Origin of the sequence: Azospirillum brasilense (assembly GCF_007827815.1) — a bacterium.
Lineage (GTDB): Bacteria > Pseudomonadota > Alphaproteobacteria > Azospirillales > Azospirillaceae > Azospirillum > Azospirillum brasilense_C.
This window is the reverse complement of sequence record NZ_VITH01000009.1, coordinates 156,126-176,901: the sequence shown is the minus strand read 5'-3', so window position 1 is coordinate 176,901 and position 20,776 is coordinate 156,126. Positions and strand designations below refer to the sequence as shown.

Below are 20,776 nucleotides of genomic sequence, written 5' to 3'. Positions count from 1 at the left end.
CGGGTTGGGGGCGCGGACCGGGGGCGGCCGGCGCCGGGGTCGTTCGGAGCCTCGTTCGGGGCGTCGTTGGGAGTCGGCCGGGCGGTGCGCCCGGCGCTTTACCAGTGAAAGGCGTCGGCGGTGCGCCAGCGCCCGACCAGACAGGCGTCGGCGACCAGTTGCAGCGGACGGGCGTCGACGTCGCCGGCCGTGTCCGCGATCAGATGGTGGAAGCGGCGGTAGATGCCCTGGTACTCGGCGTCGGGTTCGGCCAGCACGGGCACGCCGTTCACGCTCAGCCGCGTCCCGCCGTGGGTCAGGTCGAGCCGTCCATTCTCCGTCTCGATGGCGATGGTCCAGGTCTGCTCGCCCTCCTGGAGGAAGTCGAAGGCGGCGGTGACCGTTCCGACGGCGGAGCCCGCAACGCCTTCCATCCTCAGCGTCGCGGCGATGGGCGTGTCGCGGTTGGCGGGGACCCGCAGCTCGGCGTCGCGGACGACGACGGGGGCCGGCAGGATCTCGGTCAGGATCGACAGGGCGTTGATGCCCGGATCGAAGACGCCGAAGCCCCCCGCCGCGAAGATCCAGTCCTGGCCGGGATGCCAGCGGCGCACGTCCTCCTTCCAGGTGATGGCGGCGTGACGGACGGTGGCGCCGGCCAGCCGCCGCCGCGTCTCCTCGACCGCCGCGTTGAAGCGGGAGTGCCACGCGGCGAACAGCGTGCGCTTGGCGCCCTCCGCCGCGTCGAGCAGGAGGCGCAGCTCCGTCAGGGTGGCGGCCGGCGGCTTCTCGATCAGGACATGCTTGCCGGCGCACAGCGCCTCCACCGTCAGGGCGTGGCGGACGGCGGGCGGCGTGCAGATCGCCACGGCGTCGAGGCGGGGCAGGGCGGCCAGCATCTCCCCCTGGCTGCGGAAGACCGGCACGTCGCCGAGCCCGGTTTCCTCCGGGGTGGCGCCGTGCGGGCTGACCACCGCGGCGAGACGGAACAGGCCGGTGGCGGCGATGGCCGGGACATGCTGGTCGCGGGCGATCTTGCCGAAGCCGACAATGCCGAGTGTGAGCGGGCCGGGGGGAAGGGGGGTGGGACGGGTCATGACGGTCCTCACGCCTTGTTCTTGTTGTAGACGTCGATGGTGACGGCGGCGAGCAGCACCATGCCCTTGATGACCTGCTGCCAGTCGATGCCGATGCCCAGGATCGACATGCCGTTGTTCATCACGCCCATGATGAAGGCGCCGATCACCGCCCCGGTCACCCGGCCCACCCCGCCCGACGCCGACGCGCCGCCGATGAAGCAGGCGGCGATCACGTCCAGCTCGAACGAGACGCCGGCCTTCGGCGTGGCGGTGTTCAGCCTCGCGGCGAAGATCAGCCCGGCCAGCGCCGCCAGCACCCCCATATTGACGAAGGTGTAGAAGCTGAGCCGCCGGGTGTCGATGCCGGACAGCTTGGCCGCCTTCTCGTTGCCACCCAGCGCGTAGACGCGCCGCCCCACCGTGGTGTTGCGGGTGACGAAGCTGTAGAGCGCGATCAGCACGCTCATGATGATCAGCACGTTGGGCAGGCCGCGGTAGGAGGCCATCAGCTGCCCGACATAGATCAGCACGGCGGCCAGCGCGACGTTCTTCGCCACGAACAGCGGCAGCGGCTCCTGCTCGATGGCGACGCTCTGCCGGCGCAGGCGCGCCCTGGTGTTCATCGCCACCAGCGCGGCGGCCACGGCCGCGCAGAGCAGCAGGCTGGTCAGGTGGAACTTGCCCAGGTTGAAAGCGTCCAGCGCCAGGAAGTCCGGGATGAAGCCGGAGCTGAGGCGTTGGAACTCCACCGGGAAGGGGCCGACCGACTGACCGGCCAGCAGGATCAGGCACAGGCCGCGGAAGACCAGCATGCCGGCCAGCGTCACGATGAAGGAGGGGATGCGCAAATAGGCGACCCAGAAGCCCTGCACCGCCCCGATCGCCGCCCCGGCCAGCAGACACAGCAGCGTCGTGGTGACGAAGTCCAGGTGAAGCCGCACCATCAGCGTCGCCGCCAGCGCGCCGATGAGGGCGACGACCGAGCCCACCGAGAGATCGATGTGCCCGGCGACGATCACCAGCAGCATGCCCAGCGCCATGATGACGATGTAGCTGTTCTGCAGCACGAGGTTGGTCAGGTTCAGCGGCTGCAGCAGCGTGCCGTCGGTCATGTACTGGAAGAACAGGACGATGGCGACGAGCGACAGCAGCATGCCGTACTCGCGCATGTGCGCCTTCACGAACCGTCCCATGGACACCCGCGGGCCGCGCGCCGGAAGGTTGAGTTCGGCACTCATGGCAGAGCCTCCCCGGACATCAGCGTCTCGCCGGAGCGCATGATCGCTCCCATGATTTTCTCCTGGCTGGCTTCGGCCGCCGGCATCTCGGCGACCATTTCACCGGCGTTCATCACATAGATGCGGTCGGCGACGCCCAGCAGCTCCGGCATCTCCGAGGAGATCAGCACGACGCCCCGGCCCTCGGCGACCAGCTGGTTGATGATGGTGTAGATCTCGTACTTGGCGCCGACGTCGATGCCGCGGGTCGGCTCGTCGAGGATCAGCACCTGCGGGTCGGCGAACAGCCACTTGCTGAGCACGACCTTCTGCTGGTTGCCGCCCGACAGGTTGACCGTCTCCTGGAACACGTCGGCGCAGCGGATGCGCAGCCGACGCCGGAACTCCTCGGCCACCTGGACCTCCTGCTCATGGTCGATGACCCAGCGCTTCGCCACCCCCTTGAGGTTCGCCAGCGTGACGTTGTGGCGGATGTCGTTGTCGAGCACGAGGCCGAGATGCTTGCGGTCCTCCGTCGCGTAGGCGAGGCCGTTCGCCATGGCCCGGCTGATGGTGGAGACGTCGATCTCCCGCCCGTCGAGGAAGGCCTGCCCGCGGATGTTGCGGCCGTAGGAGCGGCCGAACAGGCTCATCGCGAACTCGGTGCGGCCGGCGCCCATCAGCCCGGCGATGCCCACCACCTCGCCGCGGCGGACGGTCAGGTTCACGTCGCGGACGATGCGCCGGCCGGGATGGGCCGGGTGGTCGGCGCTCCACCCCTTCACCTCGAACAGCACCTCGCCGGGTACGGTAGTCCGTTTGGGGTAACGGTCGGACAGGGCGCGCCCAACCATGCCGCGGATGATGCGGTCCTGGCTGACCACGGCCTCGCGGCAGTCCAGCGTCTCCACCGTCGTGCCGTCGCGCAGGATGGTCACCCGGTCGGCGACCTTGGCGATCTCGTTCAGCTTGTGCGAGATGAGGATGGAGGCGATGCCGCGCGCCTTGAAGCGCAGCAGCAATTCCAGCAGGGCGTCGCTGTCGCTCTCGTTCAGGCTGGCGGTCGGCTCGTCCAGGATCAGCAGCTTGACCTCCTTGGACAGCGCCTTGGCGATCTCCACGAGCTGCTGCTTGCCGACGCCGATGTCGGTGATCAGGGTCTCCGGCGGGTCGTGCAGCCCGACGAGGCGCAGCAGCTCCCGCGCCCGCAGCGTGGCGGCGTCCCAGTCGATCACGCCACGGCTCGCCTGCTCGTTGCCGAGGAACAGGTTCTCGGTGATCGACAGCAGGGGAACCAGGGCGAGTTCCTGGTGGATGATGATGATGCCTTGCCGCTCGCTGTCGGCGATGCCGCGGAAGGCCTGAGGCTGGCCGCGGAAGCGGATCTCGCCGTCGAAGCTGCCTTGCGGGTAGACCCCGCTCAGCACCTTCATCAGCGTCGACTTGCCGGCGCCGTTCTCGCCGATCAATGCGTGGATCTCGCCCTCGCGGACCGACAGGTTGACGTCGTCCAGCGCCTTCACGCCGGGAAACGTCTTGGTGATGCCCTTCATCTCCAGTATCGGCATCGCCAGACTGGACCGCTCCAGGATGGAGTCCATGAGAATCCTCCGATCGCGCGATCAAACTCAGGCCGGTTGCGGGGGGCGCCGCCCGGCGCCCGCCCCGCGCCGCTTCGTCACTTGACCTGGGCTTCGGTGTAGTAGCCGCTGTCGACCAGCGTGCTTTTCCAGTTGGACGCGTCCACGCTCACCGGCTTCAGCAGGTAGGCCGGGACGACCTTCTTGCCGTTGTCGTAAGTCTTGGTGTCGTTGACCGGCGGCGTGCCGCCGCCCAGAACCGCGTCGACCATCTCGACCGTGACCCGGGCCAGTTCGCGGGTGTCCTTGAAGACGGTGGCGCGCTGCTCGCCCGCCAGGATCGACTTGATCGAGGGCACCTCGGCGTCCTGGCCGGTCACCACCGGCATCGGCTGCGACGGCGAGCCGTAGCCGACCCCCTTCAGCGAGGAGATGATGCCGATGCTGATCCCGTCGTAGGGCGACAGCACGGCGTCGACGCGGCGGTTGCCGTAGAAGGCGCTCAGCAGGTTGTCCATGCGGGCCTGGGCGGTGGCGCCGTCCCAGCGCAGGGTGGACACCTTGTCCATCCCCACCTGACCGCTGCCCACCTTCAACCTGCCGCTGTCGATGTGGGGCTGCAGCACCGACATGGCGCCGTTGTAGAAGAAATAGGCGTTGTTGTCGTCGGGGGAGCCGCCGAACAGCTCGATGGTGAAGGGACCCTTGCCGTCCTTCAGGCCCAGCGCGTCGACGATGTAGCTGCCCTGGAGAACGCCGACCTGGAAATTGTCGAAGGTCGCGTAATAGTCCACGTTCTCCGACCCGCGGATCAGCCGGTCGTAGGCGATGACCTTCACCCCGCGGTCCTTGGCCTGCTGGAGCACGTCAGTCAGAGTCGTGCCGTCGATGGCGGCGATCACCAGAACCTTGCTGTTCTTGGCGACCATCGTCTCGATCTGGGCGAGCTGGTTGGGGATGTCGTCCTCGGCGTATTGCAGGTCGGTCTTGTAGCCCTTGGCCTGGAACTGCTTGACCATGTTGTTGCCGTCGTCGATCCAGCGGGCCGAGGACTTGGTGGGCATCGCGATGCCGACGGTCGGCTTGTCCTGCGCCAGGGTCGGCGCGGCGGCGACGGTGAGGGCCAGCACGCCGACGGCCATCCCGGCCAGTGTGGTCGTGAACGAAGAAGACATGGGCCGATTTCCTCCCCCTTCTGCGGCACCGGGTTGGCCACACCCGCGGCTCTTGAACGGGTGTCGGGTGGCGCAATGTTTGTAAGGCTAGCAATCGGCCGAAAAACCATAACTGTCAAATACGATTATTGGCGGAATCCATATGCATTTGTATATCGCTTGAAGGGCTCGGCTGCGGCGTTTCCAGCGCGCGGCGCATCTTGGCGTCGGACGCCGCGCGCAAGGCGGCCAGGGCGGTGCGGGCGCCCGGCGACAGCGGGCGGTCCTTCAGCCAGAAAATGCCGTAGGGCTCGACGCTGAAGCGCTTGTGGAAGGGCACGATGGTGCAGCTGCCGGTGGGGGAGAACACCTGGGCGAGCGCGCGGGCGAAGACGGTCACCGAATCGTTCTCGGCCACCATCGCCAGGGAGATGACCGGGGAGGCGCTTTCGATCACCTTGCGCGGCGGCGGCACCCCCTCTGCGCGGAACAGCGCCTCGACCCGGCTGCGCAGCAGGCTTCCCGAGGGCTGGAGAATCCAGGTGGCGTCCACCAGATCGGCGGCGGTCAGCGGGCGGCCGAGCCGCAGCAGCGGGTGGCCGTCGCGGCAGACGAAGCACAGCTCCTCGCTGCTGATCTCCTGATACTCGAAGCACGCGGCGTCGACGTGGCCGGGCAGGCGGCCGACCGCGAAATCCATGACGCCCTGCTGCACCCGCTCGGCCAGCACGTCGCTGGTTTCCACCGCCACGGCGATCTTCAGGTCGGGATGGTCGCGGGTCAGCGTGGTGATCACCGGCACCACCAGTTCCACCGCCGGGGCCATCACCGTGCCGATGGAGACGCTGCCGCTGTGGCCGGCCAGCAGGTCGTTCAGCTCCTCCCCCGCCTCCTGCAGGCCGCTGAGGATCGCCCGCGCGTGCCGGATCATCAGGCCGCCGTACCAGTTCGGCTCGACGCCGCGGCCATGGCGCTCGAACAGGGTGACGCCCAGCGACTCCTCCAGATCGCCCAGCAGCTTCGAGGCGGCCGGCTGCGACATGGTCAGGCTGGCGGCGGCGCGGTGCAGGTTGCGGTGCTCGTCCAGCGCCACGAAGAGCTGGAGATGGCGCAGCTTCAGCCGGGCCTTGAGGAACCAGTTGGCCGGGAAACGGTGCGGGGTCACGGGCGGGGGCCTCCGGTCTGGCGACGACGCCGATATACGAAATCTCGTATCGCCGGCGCCGATATTCGTATTGGACGAGTATCAGAACGCTCTCTATTGTTCGCATGGTCAACAAAATTCGGAACGGGACCGCAAGGGGGAGGCGAGACGGCATGCCGCAGGAGGTTCGTTGCGTCTGGCCCGCCCGCGCGCTCCTGGGCGAGGGCCCGCTGTGGTCGCCGGGGCAGGGCGCCGTCTTCTTCGTCGACATCCACGGGTCGCGGATCCTGCGCCACGGGCTCGACGACGGGAGCCAAACGGATTGGGCGCTGGAGGACGCCGCCTGCTGGCTGGTGGAGTGCGCCGATGGCGACGGCTTTATCGCCGGGCTGCGCTCGCGCCGGGTGGTGCGGTTGCGGCTGGAGCCGGGCCGCGTGGTGATCGCCGGGGAACTGGCGCGGATCGACCCCGACCGGCCGGGCAACCGGCTGAACGACGCCAAGGCCGACGCGCAGGGGCGCTTGTGGATCGGCAGCATGGACGACGGGGAGGAAACGCCGTCCGGCGCCTTCCACCGGCTCGACCCCGACGGGTCGATCGCGCGCGTGGACGAGGGCTACACCGTCGCCAACGGCCCGGCGCTGGCGCCGGACGGGCGGACGCTCTACCACACCGACAGTGCGGCGCGGACGATCCACGCCTTCGACCTGGACGGCGCGGGGCGGCTGTCCGGCAAGCACGCCCACATCCGCTTCGCCGAGGCCGACGGCTATCCCGACGGCATGACCTGCGACGCCGAGGGCGGCCTGTGGGTGGCCCATTGGGACGGCGGGCGGGTCAGCCGCTTCCGGCCCGACGGCACGCTCGACCGCGCGATCGCGCTGCCGGTGTCGCGGGTCACCTCCTGCGTTTTCGCCGGCGCCGCCCTCGACCGGCTGTTCGTGACCACCGCAGCGCACGGCATCGGGCGCGACGGCCGACCGGACGAACCGCTGGCCGGCGCGCTGTTCGAGTGCGATCCCGGCGGCGTTCGCGGCCTGCCCCCCGGCCGCTTCGGGCATCCGCCCGGCTGACCCGGCCTGCAATTCACCCGACAGAAGGACCCCAACGGCCATGGCTACCAGCGCCCGTCCCTATCGGGGAGTGTTCCCCGTTGTTCCCACCATCTTCACCGAAACGGGGGACCTCGACCTCGCCGGGCAGACGCGCTGCGTCGATTTCATGATCGACGCCGGCTCCGACGGCCTGTGCATCCTCGCCAACTTCTCCGAGCAGTTCGTGCTGACCGACGCCGAGCGCGAGCTGCTGATGGAGACGATCCTCGGCCACGTCGCCGGGCGGGTGCCGGTCATCGTCACCACCACCCATTTCAGCACCGCCGCCTGCGCCGCGCGCAGCCGCCGCGCCCAGGAGCTGGGGGCCGCCATGGTGATGGTCATGCCGCCCTACCACGGCGCCACCATCCGCGTGCCCGAGGCGGGCATCGTCGCGTTCTTCCAGCGGGTGTCCGACGCCATCGACATCCCGATCATGATCCAGGACGCCCCGGTCAGCGGCACCGCTCTGTCGGCGGAACTGCTGGCCCGCATGGCGCGGGAGATCGCCAACGTCGCCTATTTCAAGGTCGAGGTGCCGCAGGCCGCCGCCAAGCTGCGCCGGCTGATCGAGCTGGGCGGCGACGCCATCGAAGGGCCGTGGGACGGCGAGGAGGCGATCACCCTGTTGGCCGACCTCGACGCCGGGGCGACCGGCGCCATGACCGGCGGCGGCTATCCCGACGGCATCCGCCAGATCATCGACCCCTTCCTGGCCGGCGACCGCGAGGCGGCGGTGGTGGCCTACGGGCGCTGGCTGCCGCTGATCAACCACGAGAACCGCCAATGCGGGCTCGCCACCGCCAAGATCCTGATGAAGGAGGGCGGCATCATCGCCTGCGACTCCGTGCGCCACCCGCTGGCGGACCCGCAACCGGCCAGCCGCGCCGGCCTGCTCGACGCCGCCCGCCGCCTCGACCCGCTGGTCCTGCGCTGGGCGCGCTGAGGACGGCGTCCCCCTCGCCAAACCGGGAGACCCATGATGACCATCACCGGCGAGATGCTGATCGGCGCCGAGAGCCACCGCGGTTCCGACGGCGCGTTCCGCGCCGTCGATCCCGCCACCGGCGCGGAGCTGGAGCCGGTCTTCGGCGGCGGCGGGGCGGCGGAGGTCGAGCGCGCCTGCGCGCTGGCCTGGGCCGCCTTCGACGCCTTCCGCGAGACTGGGCTGGAGGCGCGGGCCGCCTTCCTGGAAACCATCGCCGCGAACATCCTCGACCTCGGCGACGCGCTGATCGTCCGCGCCATGGCCGAGAGCGGCCTGCCGCGCCCCCGGCTGGAGGGGGAGAGGGGCCGCACCGTCGGCCAGCTCCGCCTGTTCGCCCAGACGGTGCGCGAGGGCGGCTGGCTGGAGGCCCGCATCGACCCGGCCCAGCCGGAGCGTACGCCGCTGCCGCGCCCCGACGTCCGGCAGCGCCACATCCCGCTCGGGCCGGTTGCGGTGTTCGGCGCGTCGAATTTCCCGTTGGCCTTCTCGGTGGCCGGCGGCGACACCGCGTCGGCGCTGGCCGCCGGCTGCCCGGTGGTGGTCAAGGGCCATTCCGCCCACCCCGGCACGTCGGAGCTGGTCGGCCGGGCCATCCAGGCGGCGGTGGCGTCCTGCGGTCTGCCCGAGGGCGTCTTCTCGCTGCTGTTCGGCGTCGGCAACCCCATCGGAACGGCGCTGGTCACCGACCCGCGCATCAAAGCGGTGGGCTTCACCGGCTCGCGCGGCGGCGGCTTGGCCTTGATGGAAGCGGCGGCCCGCCGGCCCGAGCCGATCCCGGTCTATGCGGAGATGAGCAGCATCAACCCGGTATTCCTGATGCCGGCAGCATTGGCCGCGCGGGCCGAGGCGCTGGGCAAGGGCTTCGTGGCCTCGCTGACCATGGGCGCCGGCCAGTTCTGCACCAACCCCGGCATCCTGCTGGGCGTCGACGGGCCGGACCTCGACCGCTTCACCGCCGCCGCGCTGGACGCGCTGGGCGGCAGCGCCGCCTCGACCATGCTGACCCCGGCCATCCACGCCGCCTATGATTCGGGGGTGGCACGGCTGTCCGGCAGCGCCGCCGTGGCGACACTCGCCCGCGGGCTGGCCTGTTCCGGCCCCAACCAGGCGCAAGCCGCCCTGTTCGGGACGACGGCCGACGCCTTCCTCGCCGAGCCGGGTCTGCAGGACGAGGTGTTCGGGGCGGCGTCGCTGCTGATCCGCTGCCCGGACGCGGCGGCGATGCGGACCGTCGCCGAGCGGCTGGAGGGCCAGCTCACCGCGACCGTGCAGATGGAGCCGGCGGACGGCGACGCCGTGGCCGCGCTGCTGCCGACGCTGGAGCGCAAGGCGGGCCGCATCCTGGCCAACGGCTGGCCGACCGGCGTCGAGGTCTGCCACGCCATGGTCCATGGCGGCCCCTTCCCGGCGACCTCGGACAGCCGGACCACCTCGGTCGGCACCTTGGCGATCCGGCGCTTTCTGCGCCCGGTCTGCTACCAGGACATTCCCGCCGCCCTGCTGCCGGAGGCGCTGCGCGACGGCAATCCGCTCCGCCTGTCGCGACGGATCGATGGCGTGCCCGGACAAGGGTGAGGGAAGGACCGGCAAGGCTTTGCCCGCATCGGGCGATCATGCCGGTTTCGGTATCGCTTCGGTCGAGAATCGTATTGGACAGATATGGTTTTCGATGCCTAAAGTTGGCACAACGAACAGATACGAGCGGGCGCCGCCCGGATCGATGACAAGACACCCCAGGGGAGTGAAACGGTATGTCCAGGACATGGCTGATCTCCGCCGCTGCCGCCGCGGCCTTGTTGATCGGGCTCGGCGGCGCGCAGGCCGCCGACAAGAAGCTGGTGGTCGGCTTCTCGCAGATCGGCTCGGAATCGGGCTGGCGCGCCGCCGAGACCAAGACCGCCAAGACGGAGGCGGAGAAGCGCGGGATCGACCTGAAGATCTCCGACGCCCAGCAGAAGCAGGAAAACCAGATCAAGGCCGTGCGCTCCTTCGTCGCCCAGGGCGTGGACGCCATCTTCATCGCCCCCGTGGTGGCGACCGGCTGGGATTCGGTGCTGAAGGAGGCCAAGGAGGCGAAGATCCCCGTCGTCCTGCTCGACCGCCAGATCGAGACCAGGGACCCCGGCCTCTACATGACCGCCGTCACCTCCGATACGGTGCTGGAGGGCCGGGTCGCCGGCGAATGGCTGGCCAAGCAGACCGGCGGCACCTGCAACGTGGTCGAACTCCAGGGCACCGTCGGCTCCTCCCCGGCCATCAACCGCAAGAAGGGCTTCGACGAGGTCGTCGCCAAGACTCCCGGCATGAAGATCGTCCGCACCCAGTCCGGCGACTTCACCCGCGCCAAGGGCAAGGAGGTGATGGAGAGCTTCATCAAGGCGGAGAACGGCGGCAAGGGCATCTGCGCGGTCTACGCCCACAACGACGACATGGCGGTCGGCGCCATCCAGGCGATCAAGGAGGCCGGGCTGAAGCCGGGCAAGGACATCCTGGTCGTGTCCATCGACGGCGTGCCCGACATCTTCAAGGCGATGGCCGAGGGCGAGGCCAACGCGACCGTGGAGCTGACGCCGAACATGGCCGGCCCGGCCTTCGACGCGCTGATCGCCTTCAAGAAGGACGGCAAGGCGCCGCCGAAGTGGATTCAGACGGAGTCGGCGCTGTTCACCCCCGACACCGCCAAGGCCGAGTACGAACGCCGCAAGGACGCCTACTGACCCGGCCGTCCCACGGCACCGCCGGCGAGGCCCCCCGCATGACGGACCCCACCCCCACCGCGTCGTCGCCGCTACTGGCGGTGCGCGGCTTGTCCAAGGCCTTCCTGGGCGTCCAGGCGCTGGATGGCGTCGACTTCACCGTGCGCCACGGCGAGATCCATGCCCTGCTCGGCGAGAACGGTGCCGGCAAGTCGACGCTGATCAAGACGCTGACCGGCGTCTACCAGCGCGACGCCGGCACCGTGACGCTGGAGGGGCGGACCATAGCCCCCCGCGGCGTGGAGGAAGCGCAGCGCCTGCACATCGGCACCGTCTATCAGGAGGTGAACCTGCTGCCGAACCTGTCGGTGGCGGAGAACCTGTTCCTCGGCCGGCAGCCGATGCGTTTCGGGATGCGCTTCGGCTTGGTCGACCGCGGCGCCATGCGGCGGCGGGCGCGGGCGGTGCTGATCCCCTATGGCCTGACCCTCGACGTGACGGCGCCGCTCGGCCGCTTCTCGGTGGCGACCCAGCAGATCGTCGCCATCGCCCGCGCGGTGGACATGTCGGCCAAGGTACTGATCCTCGACGAGCCGACCGCCAGCCTCGACGCGCAGGAGGTGGCGGTCCTCTTCAAGGTGATGCGGACCCTGCGCTCGCGCGGCATCGGCATCGTCTTCGTCACCCATTTCCTCGATCAGGTCTACGCGCTGTGCGATCGCATCACCGTGCTGCGCAACGGCCGTCTGGTGGGGGAGCGGCGCACCGCGGAGCTGCCGCGCCTCGACCTCGTCGCCATGATGCTGGGGCGGGAGCTGGAGGCGGCGGCCCACCGCATTGCCCCGCCGGTCGACGACGCCGAGGAGGACGCCCGGCCGCCGCTGGTCCGCTTCCGCGGCTACGGCAAGGCGCGCAGCGTCGAGCCCTTCGACCTCGCCATCCGCCCCGGCGAGGTGGTCGGGCTCGCCGGTCTGCTCGGCTCCGGACGGACGGAGACGGCGCGGCTGGTCTTCGGTATGGACCGCGCCGACCGCGGCGAGGCGGCGGTGGACGGCCAAGCGGTGCGGCTGCGCGGGCCGCGCGACGCCATCCGGCTCGGCTTCGGCTTCTGCCCGGAGGACCGCAAGAAGGAGGGCATCGTCGGCGCGCTGTCGGTGCGCGAGAACATCATCCTGGCGCTCCAGGCGCGGCAGGGCTGGCTACGGCCAATCCCGCGCCGCCGCCAGGAGGAGATCGCCGACCGCTTCATCCGCCTGCTCGACATCCGCACGCCGCACGCCGAGCAGCCGATCCAGCTGCTGTCCGGCGGCAACCAGCAGAAGGCGCTGCTCGCCCGCTGGCTGGCGACCGAGCCGCGCCTGCTGATCCTCGACGAGCCGACGCGCGGCATCGACGTCGGCGCCCACGCCGAGATCATCCGTCTGATCGAGCGGCTGTGCGCCGACGGCATGGCCCTGCTGGTCGTCTCGTCGGAGCTGGAGGAGATCGTCGCCTACAGCCGCCGCGTCGTCGTGCTGCGCGACCGCCGCCATGTCGCGGAGCTGAGGGGAGGGGAGGTTGCCGTGGACCGCATCGTCGCCGCCATCGCGTCGGAGTCCGTTCCCGTGGAGCCGCGCCCATGACGCGGTCGGCCCCCGGCCCGTCGCGCAACCTGCCGCAATACGGCGCGCTGGCCGCCGTGCTGCTGGCCAACTGGCTGCTCTTCCCCGACTTCTTCTCCATCCGCCTGCAGGACGGCCGGCTGTTCGGCAGCCTGATCGACGTGCTGAACCGCGGCGCTCCGGTGGCGCTGCTCGCCATCGGCATGACGATGGTCATCGCCACCCGCGGCGTCGACCTGTCGGTGGGCGCGGTGATGGCGATCTCCGGCGCGGTCGCCGCCACCCTGACCCAGGCGGGCTGGGGGTTGCTCCCGGTTCTGGCAGCGTCGCTGGGCGCCGGCCTGCTCTGCGGCCTGTGGAACGGGTTGCTGGTGGCGGTCCTGCGCATCCAGCCGATCATCGCCACGCTGATCCTGATGGTCGCCGGCCGCGGCATCGCCCAGCTGGTCACCGAGGGGCAGATCGTCACCTTCACCAGCCCCGGCCTCGCCTTCATCGGCAGCGGGTCGTTCCTGACCGTGCCGATGCCGGTGGTCATCACCGCCGTCCTGCTGGGGGTGACCGCGCTGCTGGTCCGGATGACCGCGCTGGGGCTGATGATCGAGGCGGTCGGCGTCAACCGGCTGTCCAGCGCCGGGGCGGGCGTCAACACGCCGGTCGTGCTGATCGCCGTCTATGTCTGGTGCGGCCTGTGCGCCGCGGTTGCCGGTCTGGTGGTCGCCGCCGACATCCGCGGCGCCGACGCCAACAACGCCGGCCTGTGGCTGGAGCTGGACGCCATCCTGGCGGTGGTGGTCGGCGGCACGTCCCTGCTCGGCGGCCGGTTCGGGCTGCTGCTGTCGGTGGTCGGGGCGCTGATCCTCCAGGCGATGAACACCGGCATCCTGCTGAGCGGCTTCAAGCCGGAGTTCAACCTGATCGTCAAGGCGGGCGTCCTGATGGTGGTCCTGCTTCTGCAGTCGCCGACCCTGACCCTGTTCCTGCCGCGCCCGGCCGGCCCCCGGCCCGCCCAGCCGCCGGTCCGGCCGCCGACCCCGCCACGGGCCAAGCCCGAGAGCCCAAGCCCGAGCGCGGGAGCGTGACGCCATGATCCACCGTTTCCTTCCCCTGCTGGTGACCAGCGCCGTCCTGGTGGTCGGCTTCCTGCTCTGCGCCGCGCAGTTCCCCGCTTTCGCCTCGCTGCGGGTCGTCGGCAACCTGCTGACCGACAACGCCTTCCTCGGCATCACGGCGGTCGGCATGACGTTCGTGATCCTGTCGGGCGGCATCGACCTGTCGGTGGGGGCGGTGATCGGCTTCACCACCGTCCTGCTGGCGGTGCTGATCGAGCAGGGCGGCTGGCACCCCGTCTCCGCCTTCGCCGCGGCGCTGGCGGTGGCGGGCGGCTTCGGCGCGGCGATGGGCGCCGTCATCCACGTCTTCCAGATGCCGCCCTTCATCGTCACTCTGGCCGGCATGTTCGTCGCCCGCGGCCTCGGCTTCGTGCTGAGCACCGATTCCATCCCGATCAACCACCCGCTCTACGCCGAGCTGGGCGATCTGGCGCTGCGTTTCGACGGCGGCGGCAAGCTGACCCTGCCGGCGCTGCTGATGCTGGGGGTGGTTGCTGCCGCGGTGGTCTGCGCCCACTGGACCCGCTTCGGCGCCAACCTCTACGCGCTGGGCGGCAACCGCCAGTCGGCGGAGCTGATGGGCGTGCCGGTCGGCCGCACCACGGTGGCGGTCTACGCCCTGTCGGGGCTGCTGGCCGGGCTGGCGGGAATTGTCTTCTCGCTCTACACCGGGGCCGGCTACTCGCTGGCGGCGACGGGGGTGGAGCTGGACACCATCACCGCGGTGGTGATCGGTGGCACCCAGCTGACCGGCGGCTACGGCTACGTGATCGGCACCTTCATCGGCTTGCTGATCCAGGGCCTGATCCAGACCTACATCACCTTCGACGGCAGTCTGAGCAGCTGGTGGACGAAGATCGCCATCGGCGTCCTGCTGTTCGTCTTCATCCTGCTGCAGAAGGGCCTGCTGGCCGTCTGGACCGGCCGCGGCGGCACCCCGGCGGAGGCGTGACCCCTCCGGTTTGGTGACCGTGGCGACCAACGTTTCCAATTCTCGGGCGTAAGGCCCGCCAGATCGGGCTTTACGCCCGCCTTCCGTTCCTTGCCGCAAAACGAAAATGAGAATTCTTCGCATTTGACCGTGAGGCGACGGGTCGGTCCGGTCGTCTGGAGAGTCGGAGCGGTGGTTCCTTGCGGATGAGGACGAGATGAGCGTTGGCAAGTCGCGCACGCGGCTGTGGTTCCTGTGGCACTCCTGGCTGGCCATGCCCCTGTGGGCCTTCCTGTTCTTCGTCTGCCTGACCGGGACCGTCGCCGTGGTCAGCACCGAGATCATGTGGCTGGTCAACCCGGCCATGCGGGCGTCGGGCGCCGGGGAGCCGCTGCCGGCCAGCGCGCTGATCGCCGCCGCCGAGGCCGCGGCGCCGGGCGGGCGGGTGAGTTCGCTGAGCTGGGGCGGCTCCCACATGGCGGTCAGCGCCCGCATGTCGATGCCCGACGGCACCTCCACCACCGCCTGGGTCAACCCGGTCAGCGGGGCGGTGCAGGGGCTGTCCACCGGCAACTCGTTCCAAGCCTTCGTCCGCGCCCTGCACGGCTGGCTGATGACCTTCCCCGTGGGCTGGTACCTCGTGACCCTGCTGGCCATCCCCCTCGTCGGGTCGCTGGTCACCGGGCTGGTGGTCTACAAGCGCTTCTGGAAATCCTTCTACCAGCCGCGCATCCGCTGGCGGCAGGCGCCGCGGGTGATGTGGGGCGATCTGCACCGCGTCGCCGGCACATGGTCGATCTGGTTCATCGCGGTCATCTCGGTCACCAGCCTGTGGTTCCTCATCTACATGATGCTGTTCCATCTCGGGATGGGGCTGGGCGGCGGGAAGGCGCCGGTGCTGCTGGCCCGCGACCAGATCCCGGTGAGCGCGACCGCGCCGAGACCGGACGTTGACGCCGTCCTGGCCAGCGCCCAGGCGGCCCTGCCGGACATGCGGCTGCGCTACCTGTCGCTGCCCGGCACCGCCTATGATCCGGCCACGGTGGCGGCGTCCAGCGGGCAGGTGCCGCTGCTGCCCGACTATGTCCGGGTGAATCCCTTCACCGCCGAGGTGATCCTCATCGAGGGCGGGATGGAGGCGGCGTCCGGCATCGAGCTGACCCGCACCATCATGCGCGCCTTGCACACCGGCGATTTCGGCGGTCTGCCGGTCAAGCTGGTGTGGTTCGCCTTCGGCCTGCTGATGACCACGCTGGTCTTCAGCGGCATGCTGATCTGGATGAAGCGCACCGCCCGCGCCACGGTCGAGGCGGTGCGCGGCGTCCGGCGCGGGGCGCGGCTGGCGGAGGGCCCGTCCAATGCGTAATGACTCGATGCGGCATTACTGGCAACGCGGCAAGTTCCATCTCAGCGCCCTGATGATGCTGGTGCCGCTGCCCTTCCTGCCCGACTATTTCAGCCCGAAGCCGATTTTCGTCCCGCCCGAGATCCGGCGGGACATCGCCGTCGGCCCCTTTCCGGTGACGCTGGCGACCTACGACGAGGCGCCCGCCCGCATGCCGACGGGGGAGCGGATGAAGGAATACCGCATCCACATCCGTCCCGCCGACATCGACCGGGTGCGCGGCGTGTTCCTGCGCGTCGGCAAGCCGCGCAGTCTGCGCACCGCCGGCGCGCTCGCCTTCGGCAATCCCTATGAGCGGGAGGCCGACGTGACGGTTCCGGACGAGCTTGGCGGCCGGGAGGAGCTGTGGGTGACCATGGAGGATTGGAGCGGCGGGGTGCATCAGGCGTCCCTGCCGCTGGGCGAGATTTTCGGAGGAAAGCGATGAAGACCCACCGCCTGTTCGCCCTGGCGGGGCTGTTCGCCCTGTGCGCCGCCGGTGCGGCGCAGGCCCACTACCCGATCTGCGAATGCCGGATGGTGGAGGGTGAGACCGTGCAATGCACCGGCGGCTTCTCCGACGGCTCGAAGGCGCCCGGCGTCGTTCTGGACGTCATCGCCTACGACGAGCAGGTGCTGGTCAAGGGCAAGCTGGGACCGGATTCCACGCTGTCCTTCCAGCGTCCCGCGCAGGACTTCTACGTCCTGTTCGACGCCGGCCCCGGCCACACGGTCGAGATCGAGCACACGGCGATCAAGTAGCGCCCCCAGCGAAGCCGGAACCATGCATCACCAGATCGTCCGCCGCGCCGGGGCCGAGCGCGAGACCCTATGGGTCGCGTTGGCCGCCGGGGCCATTCTCGTGTCCGCCGCCCTGGCGGTCGGGCTGCGCGCCGTTCCGGAGGCGGACGCCCCGCTGGCCGCCCACCTCATCGACTCCCGCACCGGCCTGACCGCCGCCGAGCAGGGCCTCTACGCCGACCTGAAGGCGGCGGGGGAGGAGATCGCCGCTCTGCGGGAGGCGGAGGGCCGGGCGCCGACGCCGGAGGAGCTGGCCGCCGAGGCGCTGCCGCCCTTCGCCGCCGATCCCAGCGCGGCGGCGCGCGGCGGCCACGCCTGGACCTTTGCCGGGCCCTTCGCCGAAACCGGCGACGGGATCGCCTACGCCGGCGTTTCCGCCGCGCCGGAGCTGGCCGGGTCCCTGGTGCTGCGGCTGGACGGCCATGGGGCCGACATCTGGCTGAAGCGCGCCGCCGAAGCCCCTCCCGCCCCACCGGAGGACGCGGCCCTGGCCGCCGCCGGCTGGAAGCGGATCGTCTCCACCTTCACCGCCGGGGTGACCCGATGACCAGCACTCTTCCGAGCCGCCGCCTGATCCTGGCCGGCGCCCTGGCCGCCGCGGCCATGCCCGCCGCGACCATGCCCGTTCGCGCCGTCGCGGCTCCCGCCGGGCGTCGCCGCTTCGGGGTCACCTTGCACCCCTACTATTCCTACGTCGCCAACATCGTCGGCGACGCGGCCGAGGTCGTGCCGATCATCCCCGCCGGCTTCAACCCGCACGCCTACGAACCGCGCCCGGAGGACATCCAGCGCATCGGCGGGCTGGACGCCATCGTCCTGAACGGCATCGGGCACGACGATTTCGCCGGGCGGATGATCGCCGCCTCGGCGAAGCCGTCGCTGCCGGTGGTCGAATCCAACGCCGACGTGCCGCTGCTGCCCGCCGCGGGAACGGCGGCGCGGGCGGCGGGGAAGGTGGTCAACCCGCACAGCTTCCTGTCGATCACCAATTCGGTCCTCCAGGTTTCGACCATCGCGCGCGAGCTGGGGCGGCTCGACCCGGACAACGCCGCCGCCTACGCCGCCAACGCCCGCGCCTATGCCCGCCGCCTGCGCCAGCTGCGGGCCGACGCGCTGGCGAAGCTGGCGACGGCGGGCACCGCCAGCCTGCGCGTCGCCACCATCCACGGCGCCTACGATTACCTGCTGCGGGAGTTCGGGCTGGAGGTCTCCGCCGTCGTCGAGCCCGCCCACGGCATCGAGCCCAGCCCGGCCCAGCTCGCCGAGACCATCGCGACGATGCGCAAGCTCGACGTGCAGGTGATCTTCTCGGAGCTGAACTTCCCCAGCGCCTATGTGGAGACGATCCGGCGCGAGACCGGCATCCGGCTCTACGCCTTCTCCCACATCGCGCACGGCGACTACGCGCCCGACCTGTTCGAGCGCGAGATGGCCCGCAACCTCGACACGCTGGTTCTGGCGATGGTCGAGGCGGCGCCGTGACGGGTCCCGCCATCCTGTTCGACGCGGTGGGCCTGACGCTGGGCCGCACGGTGATCCTCGACGAGGTGTCCCTGCGCGTCGCGGCGGGCACCGTCCACGCGCTGGTCGGTCCCAACGGCGGCGGCAAGTCGTCGCTGATCCGCGCCCTGCTCGGTCAGGCGCCGCACCGCGGGACGATCCGGCTCGACTGGCCGGGCAACGGGCCGGGCACCGTCGCCTACGTGCCGCAATCGGTGGAGTTCGACCGCGGCCTGCCGCTGACGGTGGAGGACTTCCTGGCCGTGCTGTGCCAGCGCCGCCCCGCCTTCCTCGGGCCGGACCGCCGCATCGACTATGGCGCGGCGCTGGACCGCGTCGGCATGGCCGGCAAGGCCCGCCGCCGCTTCGGCGCCCTGTCGGGAGGCGAGCGGCAGCGCGTCCTGCTCGCCCAGGCGCTGATCCCGGCGCCGGACCTGATCGTTCTGGACGAGCCGATGACCGCGCTCGACGAGGCCGGGATCGCCATCTTCGAAACCCTGCTGGCCGAGCTGTCGGCCGCCGGAACCACCGTCCTGTGGGTGGAGCACGATCTGGCCCAGGTGCGCCGGCTGGCGACGCGGGTGACCGGCCTGAACCGGCGCGTGCTGTTCGACGGCGCCCCGCTGGAGATGCTGTCGCCGGAGCGGGTGTTCGACCTGTTCTCGGCGGTTCCGCGCCGCGCCGGAGCCGAGAGGATCGCGTCATGAGCTTCGAGGCGTTGCGCGCCCTGATCCAGGGCTGGGCCGGGGCCGGGCTGCTGCCCGCCGGCCTGACCCACGGCTTTCTCGTCAACGCGCTGCTGTCCGGGCTGGTCATCGGTCCGGTGCTTGGCGGGCTCGGCACGCTGGTGGTGACCAAGCGGCTGGCCTTCTTTTCCGAAGCGGTCGGCCACGCCGCGCTGACCGGCGTCGCCATCGGCATCCTGGTGGGGGAGCCCTACACCGGCCCCTACGCCAGCCTGTTCGGCTACTGCCTGCTGTTCGCGCTGCTGGTCAACTACACGCGCAACCGCAGCAACCTGACCGCCGACACGCTGATCGGCGTCTTCCTGTCGGTGTCGCTGGCGCTGGGCGCCAGCCTGCTGCTGATCCTGGCGAGCCGGGTCAACATCCACATCCTGGAGAATGTGCTGTTCGGCTCGGTCCTGACGGTGGACGACGGCGACCTGACCGTGCTGCTGGTGGTGGCCCTCGGGGTGACCGCGCTGATGCTGCCGCTGTTCAACCGGCTGCTGCTGGCCAGCTTCAACCCGGCGCTGGCGCGGGTGCGCGGCGTGCCGGTGAAGGGGCTGGACTATCTGTTCATCGTGCTGGTGACCGTGGTCACCGTCGCGTCGGTCAAGATCATCGGCGCGATCCTGGTTGGGGCGCTGCTGGTCATTCCCGCCGCCGCGGCGCGGGTCGTCGCCTCGTCGCTGCGCGGCTTCTTCCTGCTGTCGGTCGCCTTCGCCAGTGTGGCGGCGGTGGCCGGAATCCTGCTGCCCGTGCAACTCGCCCTGCCGGTGCCGTCGGGCGGCGCCATCATCCTGGCGGCGGGGCTGCTGTTTTTGGGCGCGCTGCTGGCGCGCCTGTTCATGAAAGGGGAAGAGGGATGAAGCGCGTCACGCTCGCGGCGCTCCTGCTGCTGTCCACGGTGGCGGGCGCCTCCGCCGAGACGGTGCTGGCCGGGCATCCGGTCACCGCCGGGCTGGCCCAGGCGCTGACGAAGGGCACGCCGGTGGCGGTGGAGGCGGTGGTTCCGCCGGCCATCCCCATGGGGCGCCAGCACGCCTTCCTGAGCGGGCGCGGCGAGGCCAGGCTGGCGGAGGCCGCCCGCAAGGCCGACGCGGTGCTGACCCTGCGCTCCGCCTGGGCCGAGGACCCGCTCTACCCGCTGGCGCGGCGCGCCAACATCCGCCTCGTCGAGATCGACGCCGCCCGGCCGGTGGACGGCGCCTTGCCGGGGATCGCGGTCAGCGGCGGTGCGGCCTTCCCCTGGCTGGGCATCGCCAACGCCGGGCGGATGGCCGACATCCTCGCCGCCGACCTGCGGCGCCTCTATCCCGCTTCCAAGGATGCCATCGACGCGAATCTCGCCGCCCTGAAGCGCGGGTTGCTGACTGTGTCCTCCCGGTCGGCGCAGGCGTTCGCCGCGTTGCCGGACCCGTCGGCGGCGGCGCTGTCCGACCGCTTCGCCACGCTGGCCGCCGACCTCGGGCTCGACCTGCGCCGGGTCTGGACCCGCGACGACCGTGACTGGACGCCGGAGCGTCTGGCCGAGCTGACCGCTACCCTGAAGGCCGAGGCGATTCCCGTCGTGCTGCACCACCGTCCGCCGGCACCGGAGATCGCCCGGGCGGTGGCGGACGGCGGCGCCCGGCTGATCGTGCTGGACAGTCTGGAGAGCGGCCCGCCGGCGGCGATGGACACGGCGCTGGCACGGATGGCGGAGCAGGTGGAGGCGGGGTTGCTCCCTCCCTGAAACTCATTGCCCCCTCCCTAACCCTCCCCCGCTTCGCAGGGGAGGGGACTTTTTTT

The 20,776-nt window shown here is 70.7% G+C and carries 20 protein-coding genes; 15 read left to right on the top strand and 5 right to left on the bottom strand.

Annotated features, from left to right (window positions below):
• Window positions 1-98 precede the first annotated feature (98 nt).
• The 5 genes from FBZ83_RS19905 to FBZ83_RS19885 form a co-directional block, all read right to left on the bottom strand.
• Complete coding sequence (locus FBZ83_RS19905; protein ID WP_186466137.1) at window positions 99-1,076, bottom strand: Gfo/Idh/MocA family protein; 978 nt, start codon at window positions 1,074-1,076, stop codon at window positions 99-101.
• 8 nt (window positions 1,077-1,084) lie between these two features.
• Complete coding sequence (mmsB, locus tag FBZ83_RS19900) at window positions 1,085-2,296, bottom strand: multiple monosaccharide ABC transporter permease (protein WP_145687304.1); 1,212 nt, start codon at window positions 2,294-2,296, stop codon at window positions 1,085-1,087.
• Window positions 2,293-3,876: a multiple monosaccharide ABC transporter ATP-binding protein gene (gene mmsA / locus FBZ83_RS19895; protein WP_145687302.1), complete on the bottom strand. Its 1,584-nt coding sequence runs from the start codon at window positions 3,874-3,876 to the stop codon at window positions 2,293-2,295. The genes mmsB and mmsA overlap by 4 nt, the downstream gene beginning before the upstream one ends.
• Before the next feature lie 77 nt (window positions 3,877-3,953).
• Window positions 3,954-5,030 carry a multiple monosaccharide ABC transporter substrate-binding protein gene (gene chvE, locus FBZ83_RS19890; protein ID WP_145687300.1) on the bottom strand — a complete coding sequence of 359 codons (1,077 nt, stop codon included), beginning with the start codon at window positions 5,028-5,030 and terminating at the stop codon, window positions 3,954-3,956.
• A gap of 115 nt (window positions 5,031-5,145) precedes the next feature.
• Window positions 5,146-6,174, bottom strand: a complete 1,029-nt coding sequence (locus FBZ83_RS19885; RefSeq protein ID WP_145687296.1) for a LysR family transcriptional regulator — start codon at window positions 6,172-6,174, stop codon at window positions 5,146-5,148.
• A 152-nt stretch (window positions 6,175-6,326) separates the two neighbouring features.
• Between FBZ83_RS19885 and FBZ83_RS19880 the strand changes: the two genes are divergently transcribed.
• From FBZ83_RS19880 to FBZ83_RS19810, 15 genes are all read left to right on the top strand, one after another.
• Window positions 6,327-7,226 carry an SMP-30/gluconolactonase/LRE family protein gene (locus tag FBZ83_RS19880; protein WP_145687294.1) on the top strand — a complete coding sequence of 300 codons (900 nt, stop codon included), beginning with the start codon at window positions 6,327-6,329 and terminating at the stop codon, window positions 7,224-7,226.
• Window positions 7,227-7,266: 40 nt separating this feature from the next.
• Window positions 7,267-8,193, top strand: coding sequence for a dihydrodipicolinate synthase family protein (locus tag FBZ83_RS19875; protein ID WP_145687292.1), 927 nt, complete (start codon window positions 7,267-7,269; stop codon window positions 8,191-8,193).
• 36 nt (window positions 8,194-8,229) lie between these two features.
• Window positions 8,230-9,810 carry an aldehyde dehydrogenase (NADP(+)) gene (locus tag FBZ83_RS19870; RefSeq protein WP_145687516.1) on the top strand — a complete coding sequence of 527 codons (1,581 nt, stop codon included), beginning with the start codon at window positions 8,230-8,232 and terminating at the stop codon, window positions 9,808-9,810.
• Window positions 9,811-9,986: 176 nt separating this feature from the next.
• Window positions 9,987-10,952, top strand: coding sequence for a galactofuranose ABC transporter, galactofuranose-binding protein YtfQ (gene ytfQ / locus FBZ83_RS19865; protein WP_145687290.1), 966 nt, complete (start codon window positions 9,987-9,989; stop codon window positions 10,950-10,952).
• A gap of 38 nt (window positions 10,953-10,990) precedes the next feature.
• Window positions 10,991-12,553, top strand: coding sequence for a galactofuranose ABC transporter, ATP-binding protein YtfR (gene ytfR / locus FBZ83_RS19860; RefSeq protein WP_145687288.1), 1,563 nt, complete (start codon window positions 10,991-10,993; stop codon window positions 12,551-12,553).
• Window positions 12,550-13,614, top strand: coding sequence for an ABC transporter permease (locus FBZ83_RS19855; RefSeq protein ID WP_145687286.1), 1,065 nt, complete (start codon window positions 12,550-12,552; stop codon window positions 13,612-13,614). The genes ytfR and FBZ83_RS19855 overlap by 4 nt, the downstream gene beginning before the upstream one ends.
• A gap of 4 nt (window positions 13,615-13,618) precedes the next feature.
• Window positions 13,619-14,596 (top strand): galactofuranose ABC transporter, permease protein YjfF, encoded by a 978-nt coding sequence (yjfF, locus tag FBZ83_RS19850; protein ID WP_145687281.1) that lies wholly within the window; start codon window positions 13,619-13,621, stop codon window positions 14,594-14,596.
• Between the two features lie 196 nt (window positions 14,597-14,792).
• Window positions 14,793-15,941: a PepSY-associated TM helix domain-containing protein gene (locus tag FBZ83_RS19845; RefSeq protein ID WP_145687280.1), complete on the top strand. Its 1,149-nt coding sequence runs from the start codon at window positions 14,793-14,795 to the stop codon at window positions 15,939-15,941.
• Window positions 15,934-16,407 carry a hypothetical protein gene (locus FBZ83_RS19840; RefSeq protein WP_247888384.1) on the top strand — a complete coding sequence of 158 codons (474 nt, stop codon included), beginning with the start codon at window positions 15,934-15,936 and terminating at the stop codon, window positions 16,405-16,407. Before FBZ83_RS19845 ends, FBZ83_RS19840 begins: the two co-directional genes overlap by 8 nt.
• Entirely contained in the window at window positions 16,404-16,721 is a 318-nt protein-coding gene (locus FBZ83_RS19835) for a hypothetical protein (protein ID WP_035681963.1), read from the top strand. Before FBZ83_RS19840 ends, FBZ83_RS19835 begins: the two co-directional genes overlap by 4 nt.
• Before the next feature lie 22 nt (window positions 16,722-16,743).
• Entirely contained in the window at window positions 16,744-17,307 is a 564-nt protein-coding gene (locus FBZ83_RS19830; RefSeq protein WP_145687279.1) for a DUF6162 family protein, read from the top strand.
• Complete coding sequence (locus FBZ83_RS19825; RefSeq protein ID WP_145687277.1) at window positions 17,304-18,242, top strand: metal ABC transporter solute-binding protein, Zn/Mn family; 939 nt, start codon at window positions 17,304-17,306, stop codon at window positions 18,240-18,242. The genes FBZ83_RS19830 and FBZ83_RS19825 overlap by 4 nt, the downstream gene beginning before the upstream one ends.
• Window positions 18,239-18,967, top strand: a complete 729-nt coding sequence (locus tag FBZ83_RS19820; protein ID WP_145687275.1) for a metal ABC transporter ATP-binding protein — start codon at window positions 18,239-18,241, stop codon at window positions 18,965-18,967. Before FBZ83_RS19825 ends, FBZ83_RS19820 begins: the two co-directional genes overlap by 4 nt.
• Window positions 18,964-19,854 carry a metal ABC transporter permease gene (locus tag FBZ83_RS19815; protein WP_145687273.1) on the top strand — a complete coding sequence of 297 codons (891 nt, stop codon included), beginning with the start codon at window positions 18,964-18,966 and terminating at the stop codon, window positions 19,852-19,854. The genes FBZ83_RS19820 and FBZ83_RS19815 overlap by 4 nt, the downstream gene beginning before the upstream one ends.
• On the top strand, window positions 19,851-20,720 hold the full coding sequence (locus FBZ83_RS19810; protein ID WP_145687271.1) for a metal ABC transporter substrate-binding protein: 870 nt from the start codon (window positions 19,851-19,853) through the stop codon (window positions 20,718-20,720). The genes FBZ83_RS19815 and FBZ83_RS19810 overlap by 4 nt, the downstream gene beginning before the upstream one ends.
• The last annotated feature ends 56 nt before the right edge of the window (window positions 20,721-20,776 follow it).